Raw genomic sequence first — 17,617 nt, forward strand, 5'->3', positions numbered from 1 at the left:
CGCCTTACATCTACTGCGGGTTGACTGTTCATCACGCAAAGCGACCGCCCCATAAGAGGACTCCGGAGCGATCGACATACCCACGTAGAGAAGAGAACGAGTGCTAGTGGAAATGGAGCCGTCGCCCACCGCAGGCACCCTCCTGGTCGACACCAGCCGAGGCAACCGCGTAGGCGAATTCCGAGGGGTCGCCGGCCTCTACTGGTCGCTCCGCCCCGTCGGCGGCGGGCGCGAGTGGGAGGCTGAACCCCGGCACGTACGCCCCGCGCTCCCCATGGAGCAGCTCCGCGCCCGTACCGCACGGGCCAACGCCCGCAGTCGGGGTGAGGTGCTGTGAGCGGCGCGTTCACCCGGCTACGGGTCCAACTCACCCTCGCCCTGGGGGCCGCCGAGATTCGTCTGCGGCTCCGCCTCCCCCGCCTCATGTGGGCGCTCACCCGGCGCCCGGCCGAGCGCGAGAGCCCGTTCGCCGAACTCGTACGCATCGAAGCCGATCCCGCCTACCGGGCTCTGTTCTTCGCGGGGCTGGACGCCGCCCTGGAAGAGCGACTGGCCACCCGCACCGCCGTCGTGGCGGAGATCGAGGCGGTGGCCGAACAGCTACGGGGCCTGGTCCGGCCCGGCGACCACGAGCGTGCCGCATGAGCCGCACGCCGTACGCAGCCGAGGTCACCGTGACCGACGGGCAGCGGTTCGCCTCGCTCGGCGCCATCACCGTACGCAACCGGCGCCTCGTCCTCCTCTGGCTCCGCCGACAAGCCCTCCGCCTCGCCGACGGACACGGGAGTGCCGTACGGGACGCGTCACCCGGTGACGTCCGACCCGTCCTCTTCCACAGCTTCGACGCTCCCGAAGGGCTGCGGTTCTGGGCCACCGACCACCACCGACAGGACGACGCGATACGGACCCTGGAAGCGGGCTTTCCCCTCCAGTTCACCGTCCTCGACCCCGCCGTCGGGCTCAGCCTCACCCTCGCCGGGTGGCACACCTCCCCGGCCGACCGCCCGTAGCCCCTCCACAGAAGAGACCTCACGTGCTGCAGTGCACCGCCGTGACCCGGATTCCTCTCGGCGAGGTGACCGTCGCCCTCGTCACCATGGCCGGCGGACCCGGCACCCCGCCCGACGACTTCACGCTCGACCACTACGTCCTGTGCGAACTCGGTGAACACGACGCCCTCACCGATCACGCGGCACTCCTCAGCGCCGCCGACGACCCCGACCGGCCCGCCCTCTGGTTCTTCTGGACCGGTACCGACACCGACCGCGCCCACCGCATCCGGCCCGAGCCCTGGTGCCCCGCCACCCTCCGCAACCTCGCCGCCGACACCCTCTTACGGTGCTCGTTCTTCACCGACCACACCGCAGGGCACTCCTGGGACGTCACCGACCCTCTTGGGGACCTCATCGCCGGACCGCTCAGTGCCGACGACACCACTGACGATCCACGAGAGCGGCCCCAGCCATGAACCAGTGCACTGCCGTCGCCCTCCTCCCACCTCCCGACCACCTCCTCGCCCTTGCTGCCCCCGGGCACCGCCCCGAAGCCGGGCATGTCCTCTGCGAACTCGGCGGCGACCATGACGGCCGGCACGCCGCGATGCTCTGGGACGAAGGCGGGCGGCCCGGAAGCGCTGTCTGGGTCCGGTGGAAGGGCTCAGGGCTCGCCCAGCTGACGCCGCTCCCCTGGTGTTCCGCGCTCGACCCCCGTAACGAAGCCTGCGAACTGTTCACCGCACATCCCTCCCCCCACAGCTGGGACATCACCGACCCCACCCACACCGCCGTCACCCACCACCTCACCTGCCAACACCCCCACCTCTTCCCTCGGTCCAGAGACGGGAGCGAGAGCGGCAGGGCCCCGGGGCCGGATCCTGCATGATGATCGCCATGAACACGGAAAGCTGCGCCCTCGCCGAGTCGGCTGCCCTCCGCGCGGTCTTCGCGTCCCGCCCCGAAGCGGTGCCGCCCGTCGGCGTCGAAGCGGTGCGGGCCTTCGAGGCGGAGCACCGTGTCGTGCTCCCGGAGCCGTACCGCACCTTCGGGGCGGAGATCTGCGACGGGCTGCGCGCGGGGCCGCCCTACTACGGACTGCTGCCTCTCGCGCAAACACCTTCGGACTGGGGATCGGGCCGTCCCGAGCGCCTGCTCTCCGAGCCCTTTCCGCTCACGGAGGCGTGGCTGTGGGAGGCGGAGGAGGGTGAAGCGGAGCTGCCGGAGGAGGAGTACCAGCAGTGGGAGGACCGGATGAGCGCGGTCTTCGACCACGGTTCGCTGCTGCTGGGCACCGATGGCTGCGGCATGTACTGGCACCTGATCGTCACCGGCCCGGAGCGCGGTCACGTCTGGCTGATCGACGAGAACGGCGCGATACCCTTCGGCACCCGGCCGGGCACCTCTCTCATGCCGGGCGCGCCCGGTTTCGCGGGGTGGGTGACCCGCTGGGCCCAGGGACGCTCCTGGTTCGGTGGAGAGGACGGATGAACCCGTGGGAGCCTTCTATGCCTTCACCCAACTACGCCCGTTCAAGTGCCGCGTGACCTTATAGGGTCGCGCGGTGCTCCTCGGTTCCGTAGGTGCCACCTCCCTCCGTTCCGCGTCGCGCAGCTGGCGGTCGATGCGGCGCTCGCGCACCAGGCCGATGGCGGCCGGGAGCGCCACGAAGGCGAAGAGAGCGGTCACGGCCAGGTAGTTCAGGAAGAGGTTCATGGCTCTACTGTCGTCCGCCCGGACCGTTTTCGTCAGTGGCAGCACTGCCACACAGCATCAAATTACTGCCACACTGACTCCATGCTGAAAAATGTCGCCGTCCTGCTGCTCGACGAGGTCCATCCCTTCGAACTCGGCGTCCTGGCCGAGGTCTTCGGACTCGACCGCAGCGAAGAGGGCCTGCCGGTCCACGAGTTCGCGGTCGTCTCCGCCGAGGGCCCCGAGCTGCGGACCCACGCCGGCTTCACCATCCGTACCGAACACGGCCTGGAACGGCTGGAGGAGGCCGATCTCGTCGCCGTACCGGCGGGCAGCAACTTCATGGACCGGGAGTATCCGGAGGAGGCCCTGGACGCGCTGCGCCGGGCCGTGGAGCGCGGGGCGCGGGTGCTGAGCGTCTGCTCCGGGGCGTACGTCCTCGGGGCGGCGGGCCTGCTGGACGGGCGCCGCTGCACCACGCACTGGCGCCACGCGGCGGAGCTGGCCCGCCGCTATCCGAAGGCCATCGTGGAGCCGGACGTGCTGTACGTGGACGAGGGGGCCGTCATCACCTCGGCCGGCACCGCCTCGGGCATCGACGCCTGCCTCCATCTCGTGCGCCAGGAGTACGGGCAGGACGCGGCCAACACCATCGCCCGGCGCATGGTGGTGCCGCCGCACCGGGACGGCGGCCAGGCGCAGTACATCAGCCGCCCGCTCCCCCGGAACGCCTGCGACACCGTCGGCTCGACGCTGGCGTGGATGGAGGGCCACCTCGACCAGGAGATGTCGGTGGAGCGGCTGGCGGCGCAGGCGCACATGTCGCCGCGCACCTTCGCCCGCCGCTTCCAGCAGGAGACCGGGACGACCCCGTACCGCTGGCTGCTGCGGCAGCGGGTGCTGCTGGCCCAGCACCTGCTGGAGACCTCCGACCGGACGGTCGACACGATCGCCTCGCAGACGGGGTTCGGCACGGCGGCGACCCTGCGCCACCAGTTCGTCCGGACGCTCGGCACGACGCCGAACGCCTACCGGCGGACCTTCCGGGGCCCGGCGAGCACCGTGCCCGACGTCGCCTGAGGGCGGACGCCGGGCACGGCCCGCGCCATCAGCGGATCAGATGCCGCACTGGGACGCCGACCAGAACCGGTTCGGTCCCTGGTTGACGTGCACGTGGTCGCCGTGGCCCGCGTAGCCCGGGCCGAGGATCCCGCGGAAGCCGTGGTAGCGGGCCTGCTTGGCCAGCGTGCACAGGGAGTGCGGCGAGGCGCCGAGGTCGACCGCGTCGCCGTACAGGTGGCGGCTGTTGGTCGCGCCGCCGACGGCCGCGTTGCAGGAGGTGGAGCGGAAGCCGCTGGTGACGCGGATGGACTTGTCGCCGAGCGCGTGGCGCAGCGCCTCCAGCTTCCACATGCTGCTCAGCGCGTTGGCCTTGGCCGTACCCGCCGCGACCGCGCCGCCCGCCCAGGTGCTGTTGCACTTGTTGAGCTCCGGGTACGTGAAGTGGATCGGCGTGCAGTCGTTGTCCTGGAGTGCGTAGATCTTGGCCTGGGTGGCCGGACCGGCGACCCCGTCGGCGGCCAGGCCGTAGGCCGCCTGGAACCGCTTGACGGCGGCGGTGGTGGCCGGGCCGTACGAGCCGTCGATGGCGAGCACCGAGTCGTAGCCGGGCCAGCCGGCCACCCGGATCTGGAGCTGGGTGACGTCGTTGCCGGTGGCTCCGGGCGCGAGCGTACGGGTCCAGGTGTAGCAGCCGTCGGCCTGCGCGGGTCCGGCGGTCAGCACCGCCCCGCCCAGCGCGAAGGTAATGGTCATGACAAGTCCGAGCAGAACGCGTGCGGCGCGTTTCAGCATGGGGCTCCCTCTCGGTCATGGACGCTGTGCGGCGAGCCTGACGCAGCTGGTCTACCCGCGTCAACTACCCCCAGGGAAACGACAGTTATCTGCCACGGGTACGCGAGAGCCCGGCACCGGAAGTCGGCGCCGGGCCCCCTGAAGCCCTTCAGGCGTTCGGGACGGTCTCGTAGCGCGGCGTGCCCTCTTCCATCTGCCGGAGCGCGTCCTTGCGGTCGCGCTTGGAGAGCCGGTCGATGTACAGGTAGCCGTACAGGTGGTCCGTCTCGTGCTGGAGGCAGCGCGCGAAGTAGCCGCTGCCGCGCACCTTGATCGGGTTGCCCTTCGCGTCCTGGCCGCGCACCACCGCGTAGTCGGGGCGGGCGAGGGAGGCGTACGCGGTCGGGACCGAGAGGCAGCCCTCGTTGGAGTCGTCCAGCACCCGCGCCTCGGGGGCCAGCTCCTCCAGGACCGGGTTGCAGACCACACCGGTGTGCCGCTTGCCGTCGTCGTCCGGGCAGTCGTAGACGAAGACCTTGAGGTCCACGCCGATCTGGTTGGCCGCCAGGCCCACGCCCTCGGCCGTCTTCTGGCTGGCGAACATGTCGTCGATCAGCTGCGCCAGCTCGTCGCCGAACTCGGTGACGTCCTTGCACTCCTTGTGCAGCACCGGATTGCCCACGACCGTGATCGGACGCGACGTACCGCGCTCCCGGTACGCCGCCTCGCGCTCCTCGCAGTCCTCGGTGTCGACAACGAACCCCTCGTCGTCCACGTCGATCCGCCCGTCCGTCTCCTGCTGCGACATGTCCGCCGTACGCCTTCCTGCAAAACCTGAACTCGGTGACCCCGCCGGACCCGGCCGGATGCCGGGATGCGCGGGAGGAACAGCACCGCGATCGGTGCGCGTACAGCCTACGGGCAGCGGTCAGCAGACTTCTTCGAGATCCCGCCACTCGCGGCTGTCCGGACTGTCGGCGACCCAGCCGTCCAGCAGCCCGCGCACCAGACCGGCCGGTGCCGCGAGACCGCACTCGCGCTCGGGGACCCACAGGTCACCGCCGCCCGCCGTGCGGTGGCCGAGCGGCCCGGGATGGCCCGGCTCGCTGTGGTCGTGCGGGTCCAGGTGCTCCCCGTCGCCCTCGTCGCTCTCCATCCGGCTCTCCGAACAGGCCCGGCACAGCAGCCGTACGGACGAGGACCAGTCCTCGGCGGCGAACCCGGCGTCCGAGGCGAGCTTCTCCAGCGCGTCCCGGTCCTCCTCGGTGGCCGCCTCCAGCAGCACCACCCAGGTCGGCACCGGCGAAGGCGCCCAGAGCTCGATCTCGTCGAAGACCGGATACGACGGTCCGGCGGCGGTGACCCGCTCGCCGTTGGGCACGCCGTCGTGCAGCACGACCTCGCCCCAGCGCCGCCCGGAGGACGGCAGCGGGATGGAGAGCACCTCCATCCGGGCCGGGTCGAGCCGGCGGCCCCAGACCACCTCGGCCTCACCCTCCGGCGACAGCCGCACCGCCGCACTGCCCAGCTCCATGCCGGTCGGCTCGGTGGTGGCCGCGCTGTTCAGCCCGGAGCCGGGCACCTTGAGGCCGTACGCCTGCCAGGCCCGGCGCGCCAGCGGCCAGTCCTGGAGCGCGGTGGCGGCGATGCCCACGTTCCACCAGTCCGGCGCGCCGGACTCGCGGTCCAGCAGCGCGACCGCCCGCAGGCCCGCCGCGCGCGCCTGCTCCCAGTCGTGCCGGAACTTGTGGAGCAGCGCCAGATTGAACCAGGACTCCGAGAGCCAGGGCTCCAGATCCGCCGCGCGCGTCAGCAGCGCCCCCGCGTCCTCGTACCGGCCGTCGCCGATCAGCGTGAACGCGCGGTCCGTGGCCTGCCGCCAAGAGGCGGACGGCCGATGCCGTACCTTCCCGAAGATCCTCACGATTCCCGCCTGTCCCGACTGGACACCCTCGTCTTCCGCTCTGCTTTCGCATCCAACCATGCCCGGCCGGACGCCCGCTCATTACCCATGGGTTACCCAGCCCCGGCCCGGGTCAGACCGCCCCGGCCGAGGACTCTCGCAAGGGCCTCCACCACCTGCGGCCGGTGGCCGCGTCCGGTGGTGAGCCCGAGCCCCTCCAACGCCGCCGGCGGCCCGGCGACGCCTTCCCCGCACAGGTCGTCGTATGCGTCGGCCGGCCCGACGATTCCGGCGGGGGCAGCTGTTCCCGGTACGGAACGGCGAGGGCCGGCGCCCGCACATGGTGCGGGCGCCGGCCCTCGGCAGGTGCGCTTCGGCTGTGCGGCAGCTTTCCGTCGCGCGTTCGGCTGTGCGACAGCTCTCAGTCGCGCGCCGTCGCGGTCTGATCCGTTCCGGCGACGGTGATGTCCTGTTCCGGCACGGTCTCGCCGGCCCGGATCAGGTCGATCCGACCCATCACCTTGGAGCGCAGGTCGGCCGGGACCTCATCCTGACCGCAGCAGCGCTTGACCAGCTTCTTCACGGCCTGCTCCAGGCCGTACTTCTCCAGGCACGGCGAGCACTCCTCGAAGTGCACCTCGAACTTGGTGCAGTCGCCCTCGGGCATCTCCCGGTCGAGAAACTCGTAGAGATGGTCGAGGACCTCCGAGCAGTCCGTCTCGTGCGGCTCTCCGCAGCTCATGAGGTAGAGCCCTTCCGATCGTCCGAACCACCGGCACCGGTCGCCACGAGCCCGCGCTCCCGGGCGTAGTCCTCCAGCATTCCGCGCAGCTGGCGGCGGCCGCGGTGGAGCCGGGACATCACCGTACCGATGGGAGTCCCCATGATGTCCGCGATCTCCTTGTACGCAAAGCCCTCGACATCGGCGAGATAGACGGCGATGCGGAACTCCTCGGGAATCGCCTGCAGCGCCGACTTCACGTCGGAGTCCGGCAGGTGGTCGAGCGCCTGGGACTCGGCGGAACGCAGACCTGTCGACATGTGCGACTCGGCGCGCGCCAGCTGCCAGTCCTCGATCTCCTCGGCGGCGCTGCGCTGGGGCTCACGCTGCTTCTTGCGGTACGAGTTGATGAAGGTGTTGGTGAGGATGCGGTACATCCACGCCTTGAGGTTCGTGCCCTCACGGAACTGGTGGAAGGAGCCGTACGCCTTCGCGTAGGTCTCCTGGACCAGGTCCTCGGCGTCGGCGGGGTTGCGCGTCATGCGCAGCGCGGCCGAGTACATCTGGTCGAGAAAGCCGAGGGCGTCCCGCTCGAAGCGCGCGTTGCGCTCGGCAGTGGTCTCCGGTGCGCGGCCGTCGTCGGTCCCTGTGTCGGTCCCAGTGACCGGACCCACCTCCTCCAACGATCTGGCGGAGCCGAAACCGGACCCGCTCGCCTCGGAGAATAGTCGACCTTGCTGGGAGACGGGCTGTCGATCAGCGCCGCCCACGGACCGCTCACGGGTGGTCTTCGCCGCGGGCAGCACGGTCCACTCCAGTTCAGCGGCGTTCGAGCGGCTGGGGCAGATGGTCGAACCCATGCGACGGACTCCCTCTCCACGTAGGACGTTTTGTACCGACGTCCCGGCAGACGTCGTAGTACCGACGTCCCGAACAACAGCGCCCCCGCACGCCGCATTCCCGTGGTCCGTGTCACCTGAGGGACGTGAGCCATCCGGTGACCGCTCCGGTGAGGACGTCCATGGTCTGGGCCTCACTCACTCCGGATCTCTTCGGTACGGCGAAGCCGTGGTCGCCGTACGCCACTTCCACCAGCTCGTACGGGCCGGGCGGGAACTCCTCCGGTCGCCCGAACGGGTCGTTGCCGCCCTGGACGACCAGGGTCGGTACGCCGGTGGAGAGCAGTTCGTCGGCCCGGGACCTCTCCGGCTTGCCCGGCGGGTGGAGCGGGAAGCTGAGCGCGAGGACGGCCGCCGCGCCCAGCCCGGCGGCGGTCCGGCAGGCGACCCGGGCCCCGGCGCTGCGGCCTCCGGCGACGACCGGCAGCCCGGGCGCGGCCAGCGCGGGCCAGAGGCCGCGCCAGCCGGTGTCCAGGGTCTTCGGAGCGGGCGCCACCTTCTTGCCGGCCACCCGCCACGGCTGCTCCACCAGAGCGACGGTGACGCCGTGCGCGGGCAGGACGGCGGCGAGGGCCTGCAGGTCGCGGGCCTCGATGCCGCCGCCGGCGCCGTGGCTCGCGGCCAGTACGAGGCGGGGCTCGGTGGAGGCCGGGGCGCGGAACCAGGTGATCCGGGCCTCACCGGCGTCGGTCTGCACGTTCTGTTCACGGTTCACGCGGCCATCGTCTCGCGCATACCGCGTGGAACAGCCGCGTACCCCTCAGAACAGCGTGGCCTCCTCCGGCGCGGCCAGCTCCTCCAGCAGTTCCGGCCCGTTGTTGCGGACGTTGCTGACCGTGGTGGCGACCGGATAGGCGCGCATCAGCCCGCCCGGCGGCGGCTCCAGGAGCGCGCGCAGCTCGTCCGGGCCGGTGTGCGTGGGGTCCAGCCAGGTGTCCCAGCGGTCCGGGGTGAGCATCAGCGGCATCCGGGGGTGGATGTCGGCGAGCGCGCCGGGGCCCTCGGCGGGGGCGACGGCCAGCGGCGTGGTCTCGGCCTCGGTGGTGATCACCGAGCACGTCACCCACCAGGCGTTCTCGTGGTCGCCGGGCAGGGTCGGGTCGCGCCAGAACTCGTACAGTCCGGCCATCGCGAAGACCGAGCCGTCGGCGGGCGTGACGAAGTAGGGCTGCTTCCGCGCCCGCTTCTTGCCCTTCTTCTCCTCCAGCTGACGCTCCTGCGCACCGGTGACCCACTCGTAGTAGCCGTCGGCGGGCAGGATGCAGCGGCGCTGGGCGAAGGCGCGGCGGAAGGACGGCTTCTCGTGCACGGTCTCCGCGCGGGCGTTGATCATCCGGGCCGCGCCCTCGGGCGTCTTCGACCAAGAGGGCACGAGCCCCCACTTCAGGGCCCGCAACTGGCGAACCGGACGCTGGTCGTCCGCGTCCTTAACAGGACGCTCCAGTACCGCGTAGACCTCTTTGGTCGGCGCCACGTTCCAGTCCGGCTCCAGGGTCTCGGTGGGTTCCCACTTCTCGACCCCGAAGACTCCGGTCAGGTCCTCGGGCCGCCGACTCGCTGCATACCGTCCGCACATAAGTGCCAGACTGCCACGACCGCCCGCCCCCGCCGCAAGGAGTCGCCCGGCCGATGAACAGCACCGATCTGGGCGACCTGTGGGATCGCCTCACCGGAACCCAGCCCGCACCCGAGCAGTGGCTGGTGGTGGTGACGGCCGCGCTGGCGCTCATCGCCGTCGTGCCGAACCCGATATGGCGCCTCGCCCGCAACACCATCACCATCGCGCACGAGGGCGGCCACGGCCTGGTGGCCCTGCTCACCGGGCGGCAGCTCTCCGGCATCCGGCTGCACTCGGACACCAGCGGGCTGACCGTGAGCCGCGGCAAGCCGACGGGCATCGGCATGATCCTCACGGCGGCGGCCGGCTACACGGCACCTTCGCTGCTGGGTCTGGGCGGCGCCTGGCTGCTGACCAACGGCCGGATCACGCTGCTCCTGTGGATCGCGACCGCGCTGCTCGCCGCGATGCTGGTGATGATCCGCAATGTGTACGGGGCGCTCACCGTCATCCTGACCGGTACGGCGTTCCTCCTGGTGTCCTGGCTGACCTCGTCGGACGTGCAGTCGGCGTTCGCGTACGCGGTGGTCTGGTTCCTGCTGCTGGGCGGGGTGCGGCCGCCGTTCGAGCTCCAGTCCAAGCGGCGCTTCGGCGGTGCTCCGGACTCCGACGCGGACCAGCTGGCCCGGCTGACCCACGCTCCGGCGGTGCTGTGGCTCTTCCTCTTCCACGCGGTGTCGCTGTGCTCGCTGATCGGCGGCGGGCGCTGGCTGCTGGGCTGGTGAGCCCGACGACCGGAGAGCGCGGCTCCGGTCCGTACCACGATTTCGTTACGGGGCGGTTTCCGCCCTTTTGTTGACGATCCGGGTCGGGCCCGGAGCCACTAAAGTAATGGCCATGACCGAGAGTTCCGTGCACCCCGCCCTCTGGCCCGCACCTCACGCGAGTGGAGCCGTCGACGCGACCGTCACCGTGCCCGGATCGAAATCGGTCACCAACCGGGCGCTCGTGCTGGCTTCACTGGCCTCCGAGCCTGGCTGGCTCCGCCGTCCGCTGCGCTCCCGCGACACCCTGCTGATGGCCGACGCGCTGCGCGCCATGGGTGTCGGCATCGAGGAGACGGTCTCCTCCTCGTCCGCGACCAGCCCGTCCGCCGCCGCCTCCCCGGACAGCACCGGCGAGGCCTGGCGGGTCATTCCGGCGGGGCTGCACGGCCCGGTCACCGTCGACGTCGGCAACGCCGGCACCGTCATGCGCTTCCTGCCGCCCGTCGCCACGCTCGCCGACGGGCCCATCCGCTTCGACGGCGACCCGCGCTCGTACGAACGTCCGCTGACCGGCGTGATCGAAGGGCTGCGGGCGCTGGGCGCGCGGATCGACGACGACGGGCGCGGGGCGCTGCCGCTGACCGTGCACGGCGGCGGGGCGCTGGACGGCGGTCCGGTGGCGATCGACGCGTCGTCGTCCTCGCAGTTCGTCTCGGCGCTGCTGCTGTCGGGGCCGCGTTTCAACCAGGGCGTGGAGGTCCGGCACACCGGTTCCGTCCTGCCCTCGATGCCGCACATCCGGATGACGGTGGACATGCTGCGGGCCGTCGGCGCGCAGGTGGACGAGCCGGAGACCGGCGGCGAGCCGAACGTGTGGCGGGTCTCGCCGTCCGCGCTGCTCGGCCGGGACCTGACGATCGAGCCCGACCTCTCCAACGCGCAGCCCTTCCTGGCCGCCGCGCTGGTGACCGGCGGCAAGGTCACCATCCCGGACTGGCCCGAGCGGACCACTCAGCCGGGTGACGCGCTGCGCGAGATCTTCACCGCGATGGGGGGCAGCTGCGAGCTGACCGAGCGCGGACTGACCTTCACCGGCACCGGCCGGATCCACGGCATCGACGTGGACCTCGGCGAGGTCGGCGAGCTGACCCCGGGCATCGCGGCGGTCGCGGCGCTGGCCGACTCCCCCTCCACGCTGAGCGGCGTCGCCCATCTGCGGCTCCACGAGACGGACCGGCTGGCCGCGCTCACCAAGGAGATCAACGAGCTGGGCGGCGACGTCACCGAGACGGCCGACGGGCTGCACATCCGCCCGCGCCCGCTGCACGGCGGTGTCTTCCACACGTACGACGACCACCGCATGGCCACCGCCGGGGCGATCATCGGCCTCGCGGTCAAGGGCGTGGAGATCGAGAACGTGGGCACGACCGCCAAGACCCTGCCGGACTTCCCGGACATGTGGACCGGAATGCTCGGGATCTAGATCATGCGCCGCTACGGGAAGAACCCCGACGAGGACGACATCCGCGTCCGCCCCAACCGCAAGGGCAACCGGCCGCGTACGCACATCCGGCCCAAGCACGAGGACGCCGAGGACGGCATGGTCCTCACCGTCGACCGGGGCCGGCTCACCTGCCTCGTCGACGGCCGGACCGTGGTGGCGATGAAGGCCCGCGAGCTGGGCCGCAAGGCCGCCGTGGTCGGTGACACCGTCTCCATCGTCGGGGACCTGTCCGGCGAGAAGGACACGCTGGCCCGGATCGTGCGCATCGCCTCGCGCCGTACGGTGCTGCGGCGCACGGCCGACGACGACGATCCGTACGAGCGCGTGGTCGTCGCCAACGCCGACCAGCTGGCGATCGTCACCGCGCTGGCCGACCCGGAGCCGCGCCCGCGCATGATCGACCGCTGTCTGGTGGCGGCGTACGACGGTGGCCTCACCCCGCTCCTGGTGCTGACCAAGTCGGACCTGGCCTCGCCGGACAAGCTGCTGGAGGCGTACACGCCGCTCGGCGTCCCGTACGTCGTGACCAGCCGCGAGGAGCTGGAGAACGGCGGCGCGGCGGAGCGGGTGCGCGAGCAGCTGGACGGCAAGATCACCGCCTTCGTCGGGCACTCGGGCGTCGGGAAGACGACGCTGGTCAACGCGCTGGTGCCGAAGGACCGGCGGCGGACCACCGGCATCGTCAACGCGGTGACCGGTCGCGGCCGGCACACCACCACCTCCGCGCTCGCGCTGCCGCTGCCCGACGGCCGCGGCTGGGTCGTCGACACCCCCGGCGTACGGTCCTTCGGACTGCACCACGTCGACCCGTCGCGCGTCATCCACGCCTTCCCGGACCTGGAGCCGGGCACCGAGGAGTGCCCGCGCGGCTGCACCCACGACGAGAACCAGCCGGAGTGCGCGCTGGACGCCTGGGTGGCCGGGGGGCACGCGGATCCGGCGCGGCTCGACTCGCTCCGGCGGCTGCTCGCGACCCGCGAACGGCGCGAGGGCGACTGAGGCCGGGCGCATTCGGTTCTCGCGCCACGCGCATGTCTGCCTGGTTCAACGACTGGCAAAGGCATAATCGCACCGTGCGGAAAGCGCTCGCCGATTACGCAGGAGGCACGGACGATGGCATGGCTGCTGGTCGTGGTCGCCGGGCTGCTGGAGACCGGTTTCGCCGTCTGCCTGAAGCTCTCGCACGGCTTCACCCGGATCTGGCCGACCATCGCCTTCGCTGCCTTCGCCTTGAGCAGCTTCGGCCTGCTGACGATGGCCCTGAAGAAGCTGGACGTCGGACCGGCGTACGCGGTGTGGACCGGCATCGGCGCGGCGGGGACGGCGATCTACGGCATGGTCTTCCTCGGTGACCTCGTCTCGACGCTGAAGCTGGTGTCGATCTCGCTGGTGATCATCGGAGTGATCGGGCTCCAGCTGTCCGGCTCCGCGCACTGAGCGGGCACGGGCCGGCGGGGCGCGATCACATGGGAGAGTGCGAGCCGGAGTGCGGTCTCGCAGCGTTCCGCGACCGCTGAGGGCGGGGCGGGCGCGTGCGACGCGGCCACCATACGGTCCCTCGCCAGCGCGAGCAGCCGAGCCGGGTCCGGGACCTCGTGGCCCGGGAGCTCATGGCCCGGCCGAGGCAGCCCCTCGGCCCAGAGCCCCGTGAGCAACCCTTTGACCAGCGGATCCGCGCGGGCGGCCCGTACCGTCCAGCGCGCCACAGCGACCGGGTGCGCCGGCGCGGGCGCCGTCAGTGCGCGGTCCACGCCGGTCAGATAGCGGTCGGCGGCCTGGCACAGCACGGCGGTGGCCAGACCGGCCTTGGTGGAGAACTCGTTGTAGAGGGTCTGCCGGGAGACTCCGGCCAGCGCGGCGACGTCGGCCATCCGCACCGTGTGCCAGGGCCGCTCGGCGAGCGCCCTGAGGGCGGCGTCCAGCAGGGCGTCTCGCGCTGTCGGCATCGCCGCCTCCCACGCCCGGGGCCGTGCCGGGGGCCTGCGGTTCAGAGTTGAGGCGCTCATGGCGACTGTCAAGGGTCCGCGTACGGGGACGGGGGCCGGTGGCCCGTGCCCCGTACAGCTGGATACTGTGACGGCATGCCCGACTACCACGATGATCTGCGCCTGGCCCATGTACTGGCGGACGCCGCCGACGCGGCGACGATGGACCGGTTCAAGGCTCTCGACCTGAAGGTGGAGACCAAGCCGGACATGACGCCGGTGAGCGAGGCCGACAAGGCCGCAGAGGAGCTGATCCGGGGCCATCTGCATCGGGCCCGCCCGCGCGACGCGATCCTCGGCGAGGAGTACGGGGTCGAGGGCAGCGGGCCGCGGCGCTGGGTGATCGACCCGATCGACGGCACCAAGAACTACGTACGCGGTGTGCCGGTGTGGGCCACGCTGATCTCGCTCATGGAGGCCGGGGAGAACGGGTTCCAGCCGGTGGTGGGTGTCGTCTCCGCACCGGCGCTGAACCGGCGCTGGTGGGCGGCGAAGGGCGCCGGCGCGTACTCCGGGCGCAGCCTCACCTCCGCGACCCGGCTGCACGTGTCGAAGGTGGACACCATCGCGGACTCCTCGTTCGCGTTCTCCTCGCTGAGCGGATGGGAGGAGCAGGGCCGCCTGGACGGCTTCCTGGATCTGACCCGGGCCTGCTGGCGGACGCGGGGGTACGGGGACTTCTGGCCGTACATGATGGTCGCCGAGGGTTCCGTGGACATCTGCGCGGAGCCGGAGCTCTCGCTCTGGGACATGGCGGCGAACGCGATCATCGTCCAGGAGGCGGGCGGGCGCTTCACCGACCTGGAAGGGACCGACGGGCCCGGCGGCGCGAACGGGGCCGCGTCGAACAGCCTGCTCCACGACGAGCTGCTGGGCTACCTCAACCAGCGCTACTGAGACCTCTGCCTCCTGGGGAGTGCGGCGCGTCATCACGCGCTCCCCGGTGTGCGCCCGGTCCACCCCTTGTCGGCCCGCGCCAAGGATGCAACTCTGAGAGTCCCCCCACTTGTGAACTTGTGAATCGACTCACAGAGTCGGCGCACCGAGGAGGTGGCTCGTTTCATGCTCGTCCGTGACGCCATGAGCACGGTGGTCCTCACCATCGGCCCCGCCCATACGCTCCGCCAGGCCGCCCAGCTGATGTCGGCCCGCCGCATCGGAGCGGCCGTCGTCCACGACCCGGACACCTGCGGGCTCGGGATCATCACCGAGCGCGACATCCTCAACGCGATCGGATCGGGCCAGAACCCCGATCAGGAGACCGCGTCCGCCCACACCACCACCGACGTGGTGTTCGCCGCCCCGGCCTGGACCCTGGAGGAGGCCGCGGAAGCCATGACGCACGGCGGGTTCCGGCATCTGATCGTGCTGGACGACAACGGACCGGTCGGCATCGTGTCGGTGCGCGACATCATCCGCTGCTGGGCGCCGGGCCGCCGCCGTACGGTGGCGGCCGCCGGGTCGGCGTAGTCCTCCACGAACGCCCGATGGGCCGGATCCCCGCGAGGGGAGCCGGCCCACCGTCGACGGCAAGCGTCCGGTCAGCCGCGAAGGGCCTGGACCGCGGCTTCCAGCCGCTTGCCGAAGTCGCCGTCCGCCTGGCGGAAGTTGTCGATCGCCCGCTCGGCGATGCCGTCGCGCGAGACCTGGGAGATGAACCCGGCGAGGTTGTCGATCAGCCGGCCCTTCTCGTCCTCCGACATCAGCCGGTAGAGGGTTCCGGCCTGCACGAAGTCGTCGTCCTCGGCGTGGCTCGGGGCCTCGGTGCTGCCGGTGGTGCCGCTGACCGGCACGGGCTGCCAGAGCGGGCGGTCCGTCTGGACGGGGCCGCCGAAGCTGTTCGGCTCGTAGTTCTTGGCACCCTGGTGACGGCCGTCGTAGAGGTGGCCGTCCCGGCTGTTGGTGCGCGCCTCGGTGGCGTGCGGGCGGTTCACCGGCAGGTGGTCGGCGTTGATACCGACCCGGTAGCGGTGGGCGTCGCCGTACGCGAAGAGCCGGCCCTGGAGCATCTTGTCCGGGGACGGGCCGATGCCCGGCACGAAGTGCGCGGGGCTGAAGATCGACTGCTCGACCTCGGCGAAGATGTTCTGCGGGTTACGGTTGAGCTCCAGCTTGCCGATCTCGATGGGCGGGTAGTCCGCGTGCGGCCACACCTTGGTGAGGTCGAACGGGTTGAAGCGGTACGTCGCCGCGTCCGCCGCCGGCATGATCTGCACCTGCACCGTCCAGGACGGGAAGTCACCGCGCTCGATCGACTCGCGCAGGTCGCGCTGGTGCGAGTCCGGGTCGACACCGGAGAGGCGGACGGCCTCCTCGGTGGTGAGGTTCTTGATGCCCTGGTCGGTCTTGAAGTGGTACTTGACCCAGAAGACCTCGCCGGCCTCGTTGTTCCACTGGAAGGTGTGCGAGCCGTACCCGTTCATGTGGCGGAGGGTGGCCGGGATGCCCCGGTCGCCGAAGAGCCAGGTCACCTGGTGCGTCGACTCGGGCGACAGACCCCAGAAGTCCCAGACGTTGTCCGCCTCCTGCGAGCCGGTGTACGGGTCGCGCTTCTGGGTGTGGATGAAGTCGGGGAACTTGATGGCGTCCTTGATGAAGAACACCGGGGTGTTGTTGCCGACGAGGTCGTAGTTGCCCTCCTCGGTGTAGAACTTCAGCGCGAATCCGCGCGGGTCGCGCACGGCGTCGGCGGAGCCCAGGTTGCCGGCGACGGTGGAGAAACGCAGGAACGTCTCGGTCTGCTTGCCGACCTCGGAGAGGAACTTCGCCCGGGTCCACTGCGAGACGTCGCGGGTCAGCGTGAAGGTGCCGTACGCGCCGGCGCCGCGGGCGTGCACGACGCGCTCCGGTATGCGCTCCCGGTTGAAGTGGGCGAGCTTCTCCAGCAGCGCCTGGTCCTGGACGAGAACCGGACCGCCGACGCCCGCGGTCTCGCTGTTCTGGTTGTCCGCGACCGGAGCCCCGGCCTCCGTGGTGAGCGGTCCCTGCGTCACGTGCGCCTCCTGCGTCCTGTCCTGTACAGCCATCTGTTTTCCGTACAGCCCTGTCCCTTGGCCGATGCCGTTCTGGATCCTACAATGGACATTGTCCAAGTCAAGTAAATATCCAAAGTCACACCTGATCGGGACTCGCTCCCTCCACTGTTAGGCTGGGCCGCATGAGTGACCTCCTGGAACGACTCCGTGGACGCGGCTGGCGCATGACTGCGCAGCGGCGTGTCGTGGCCGAGGTCCTCGACGGGGACCACGTGCACCTGACGGCTGACGAGGTCCACGCGAGGGCCGTCGACCGGCTGCCCGAGATCTCGCGCGCCACCGTCTACAACACCCTCGGCGAGATGGTGTCCCTCGGTGAGGTGCTGGAGGTCTCCACCGACCGCCGGGCGAAGCGGTACGACCCGAACGCGCACCGCCCGCACCACCACCTGATCTGCGGCCGGTGCGGGGCCATCCGCGATGTGCATCCGGCGGGCAATCCGCTCGCGGACCTGCCCTCGGAGGAGCGCTACGGCTTCACGGTCTCCGGCGTCGAGGTGACGTACCGGGGGCTCTGTCCGAGCTGCGCCGCGTCTGCGTGAGCCCGTGCCGGGCCCGTCCTCACGAGGACGGGCCCGGGTTCTTACGCACCTCTGGACATGACGAAGGCCCGGATCTCTTGTCGAGATCCGGGCCTTCGTCTTCAGTAGCGGGGACAGGATTTGAACCTGCGACCTCTGGGTTATGAGCCCAGCGAGCTACCGAGCTGCTCCACCCCGCGTCGG

General features: G+C 71.0%; 24 protein-coding genes and 1 tRNA gene. 14 read left to right on the forward strand and 11 right to left on the reverse strand.

Annotated elements, in window-relative coordinates:
- The first annotated feature begins 112 nt into the window (after positions 1–112).
- Genes ACIRR8_RS06865 through ACIRR8_RS06890 form a run of 6 tightly spaced genes read left to right on the forward strand, consistent with a single transcriptional unit; the run spans position 113 to position 2,483 of the window.
- Complete coding sequence (locus tag ACIRR8_RS06865; RefSeq protein WP_404059900.1) at positions 113–337, forward strand: hypothetical protein; 225 nt, start codon at positions 113–115, stop codon at positions 335–337.
- Positions 334–645, forward strand: coding sequence for a hypothetical protein (locus ACIRR8_RS06870; protein ID WP_404059903.1), 312 nt, complete (start codon positions 334–336; stop codon positions 643–645). The genes ACIRR8_RS06865 and ACIRR8_RS06870 overlap by 4 nt, the downstream gene beginning before the upstream one ends.
- On the forward strand, positions 642–1,010 hold the full coding sequence (locus ACIRR8_RS06875) for a hypothetical protein (RefSeq protein WP_404059905.1): 369 nt from the start codon (positions 642–644) through the stop codon (positions 1,008–1,010). The genes ACIRR8_RS06870 and ACIRR8_RS06875 overlap by 4 nt, the downstream gene beginning before the upstream one ends.
- A gap of 23 nt (positions 1,011–1,033) precedes the next feature.
- The gene (locus ACIRR8_RS06880) at positions 1,034–1,468 is read left to right on the forward strand and encodes a hypothetical protein (RefSeq protein ID WP_404059908.1); all 435 of its coding nucleotides are present in this window, start codon (positions 1,034–1,036) and stop codon (positions 1,466–1,468) included.
- Positions 1,465–1,881: a hypothetical protein gene (locus tag ACIRR8_RS06885; RefSeq protein ID WP_404059910.1), complete on the forward strand. Its 417-nt coding sequence runs from the start codon at positions 1,465–1,467 to the stop codon at positions 1,879–1,881. The genes ACIRR8_RS06880 and ACIRR8_RS06885 overlap by 4 nt, the downstream gene beginning before the upstream one ends.
- Complete coding sequence (locus ACIRR8_RS06890; protein ID WP_404059912.1) at positions 1,878–2,483, forward strand: SMI1/KNR4 family protein; 606 nt, start codon at positions 1,878–1,880, stop codon at positions 2,481–2,483. The genes ACIRR8_RS06885 and ACIRR8_RS06890 overlap by 4 nt, the downstream gene beginning before the upstream one ends.
- A gap of 15 nt (positions 2,484–2,498) precedes the next feature.
- Here the strand turns inward: ACIRR8_RS06890 and ACIRR8_RS06895 are convergent, their stop codons facing one another.
- On the reverse strand, positions 2,499–2,708 hold the full coding sequence (locus ACIRR8_RS06895; RefSeq protein ID WP_404059914.1) for a hypothetical protein: 210 nt from the start codon (positions 2,706–2,708) through the stop codon (positions 2,499–2,501).
- A gap of 81 nt (positions 2,709–2,789) precedes the next feature.
- Between ACIRR8_RS06895 and ACIRR8_RS06900 the strand changes: the two genes are divergently transcribed.
- The gene (locus ACIRR8_RS06900) at positions 2,790–3,767 is read left to right on the forward strand and encodes a GlxA family transcriptional regulator (protein WP_404059916.1); all 978 of its coding nucleotides are present in this window, start codon (positions 2,790–2,792) and stop codon (positions 3,765–3,767) included.
- 36 nt (positions 3,768–3,803) lie between these two features.
- On the opposite strand, the gene ACIRR8_RS06905 is transcribed toward ACIRR8_RS06900, so the two are convergent.
- The 7 genes from ACIRR8_RS06905 to ACIRR8_RS06935 all read right to left on the reverse strand — a co-directional run bounded on the left by ACIRR8_RS06905 (position 3,804) and on the right by ACIRR8_RS06935 (position 9,619).
- A complete protein-coding gene (locus tag ACIRR8_RS06905) occupies positions 3,804–4,541 on the reverse strand; it encodes a D-Ala-D-Ala carboxypeptidase family metallohydrolase (protein WP_404059918.1) in 738 nt (245 codons plus the stop codon).
- Positions 4,542–4,689: 148 nt separating this feature from the next.
- On the reverse strand, positions 4,690–5,328 hold the full coding sequence (def, locus tag ACIRR8_RS06910) for a peptide deformylase (protein ID WP_404059921.1): 639 nt from the start codon (positions 5,326–5,328) through the stop codon (positions 4,690–4,692).
- A gap of 120 nt (positions 5,329–5,448) precedes the next feature.
- Positions 5,449–6,444: a Tetratricopeptide repeat domain-containing protein gene (locus tag ACIRR8_RS06915; RefSeq protein WP_015611249.1), complete on the reverse strand. Its 996-nt coding sequence runs from the start codon at positions 6,442–6,444 to the stop codon at positions 5,449–5,451.
- A 400-nt stretch (positions 6,445–6,844) separates the two neighbouring features.
- Positions 6,845–7,165: a mycothiol system anti-sigma-R factor gene (gene rsrA / locus ACIRR8_RS06920; protein WP_404059924.1), complete on the reverse strand. Its 321-nt coding sequence runs from the start codon at positions 7,163–7,165 to the stop codon at positions 6,845–6,847.
- Entirely contained in the window at positions 7,162–7,818 is a 657-nt protein-coding gene (locus tag ACIRR8_RS06925) for a sigma-70 family RNA polymerase sigma factor (RefSeq protein ID WP_356747237.1), read from the reverse strand. Before ACIRR8_RS06925 ends, rsrA begins: the two co-directional genes overlap by 4 nt.
- 298 nt (positions 7,819–8,116) lie before the next feature.
- Positions 8,117–8,758: an alpha/beta family hydrolase gene (locus tag ACIRR8_RS06930; protein WP_404059927.1), complete on the reverse strand. Its 642-nt coding sequence runs from the start codon at positions 8,756–8,758 to the stop codon at positions 8,117–8,119.
- 45 nt (positions 8,759–8,803) lie between these two features.
- Positions 8,804–9,619 (reverse strand): SOS response-associated peptidase, encoded by an 816-nt coding sequence (locus tag ACIRR8_RS06935; protein WP_404059929.1) that lies wholly within the window; start codon positions 9,617–9,619, stop codon positions 8,804–8,806.
- Between the two features lie 53 nt (positions 9,620–9,672).
- Here ACIRR8_RS06935 and ACIRR8_RS06940 point away from each other — a divergent pair, with 53 nt between their 5' ends.
- The 4 genes from ACIRR8_RS06940 (at position 9,673) to ACIRR8_RS06955 (ending at position 13,309) form a co-directional block, all read left to right on the forward strand.
- The gene (locus tag ACIRR8_RS06940; RefSeq protein WP_404059932.1) at positions 9,673–10,386 is read left to right on the forward strand and encodes a M50 family metallopeptidase; all 714 of its coding nucleotides are present in this window, start codon (positions 9,673–9,675) and stop codon (positions 10,384–10,386) included.
- 112 nt (positions 10,387–10,498) lie between these two features.
- A complete protein-coding gene (aroA, locus tag ACIRR8_RS06945; protein WP_404059935.1) occupies positions 10,499–11,851 on the forward strand; it encodes a 3-phosphoshikimate 1-carboxyvinyltransferase in 1,353 nt (450 codons plus the stop codon).
- Positions 11,852–11,854: 3 nt separating this feature from the next.
- Complete coding sequence (gene rsgA / locus ACIRR8_RS06950; protein WP_404059937.1) at positions 11,855–12,871, forward strand: ribosome small subunit-dependent GTPase A; 1,017 nt, start codon at positions 11,855–11,857, stop codon at positions 12,869–12,871.
- 114 nt (positions 12,872–12,985) lie between these two features.
- Positions 12,986–13,309 carry a DMT family transporter gene (locus ACIRR8_RS06955; RefSeq protein ID WP_404059940.1) on the forward strand — a complete coding sequence of 108 codons (324 nt, stop codon included), beginning with the start codon at positions 12,986–12,988 and terminating at the stop codon, positions 13,307–13,309.
- On the opposite strand, the gene ACIRR8_RS06960 is transcribed toward ACIRR8_RS06955, so the two are convergent.
- Entirely contained in the window at positions 13,201–13,818 is a 618-nt protein-coding gene (locus ACIRR8_RS06960) for a TetR/AcrR family transcriptional regulator (RefSeq protein WP_404059943.1), read from the reverse strand. The two genes, ACIRR8_RS06955 and ACIRR8_RS06960, sit on opposite strands and share 109 nt — an antisense overlap.
- A gap of 135 nt (positions 13,819–13,953) precedes the next feature.
- Between ACIRR8_RS06960 and hisN the strand changes: the two genes are divergently transcribed.
- On the forward strand, positions 13,954–14,754 hold the full coding sequence (hisN, locus tag ACIRR8_RS06965) for a histidinol-phosphatase (RefSeq protein WP_404059946.1): 801 nt from the start codon (positions 13,954–13,956) through the stop codon (positions 14,752–14,754).
- A 165-nt stretch (positions 14,755–14,919) separates the two neighbouring features.
- Positions 14,920–15,327 (forward strand): cyclic nucleotide-binding/CBS domain-containing protein, encoded by a 408-nt coding sequence (locus ACIRR8_RS06970; RefSeq protein WP_404059949.1) that lies wholly within the window; start codon positions 14,920–14,922, stop codon positions 15,325–15,327.
- A gap of 71 nt (positions 15,328–15,398) precedes the next feature.
- Here the strand turns inward: ACIRR8_RS06970 and ACIRR8_RS06975 are convergent, their stop codons facing one another.
- Entirely contained in the window at positions 15,399–16,883 is a 1,485-nt protein-coding gene (locus tag ACIRR8_RS06975; RefSeq protein WP_404059951.1) for a catalase, read from the reverse strand.
- Positions 16,884–17,014: 131 nt separating this feature from the next.
- Here ACIRR8_RS06975 and ACIRR8_RS06980 point away from each other — a divergent pair, with 131 nt between their 5' ends.
- Positions 17,015–17,434: a Fur family transcriptional regulator gene (locus ACIRR8_RS06980; RefSeq protein ID WP_404059953.1), complete on the forward strand. Its 420-nt coding sequence runs from the start codon at positions 17,015–17,017 to the stop codon at positions 17,432–17,434.
- 105 nt (positions 17,435–17,539) lie between these two features.
- On the opposite strand, the gene ACIRR8_RS06985 is transcribed toward ACIRR8_RS06980, so the two are convergent.
- Positions 17,540–17,613: transfer RNA gene (locus ACIRR8_RS06985), tRNA-Met, on the reverse strand.
- Positions 17,614–17,617: the final 4 nt, after the last annotated feature.

Origin of the sequence: Streptomyces sp. NPDC101178, assembly GCF_044767965.1 — a bacterium.
Lineage (GTDB): Bacteria > Actinomycetota > Actinomycetes > Streptomycetales > Streptomycetaceae > Streptomyces.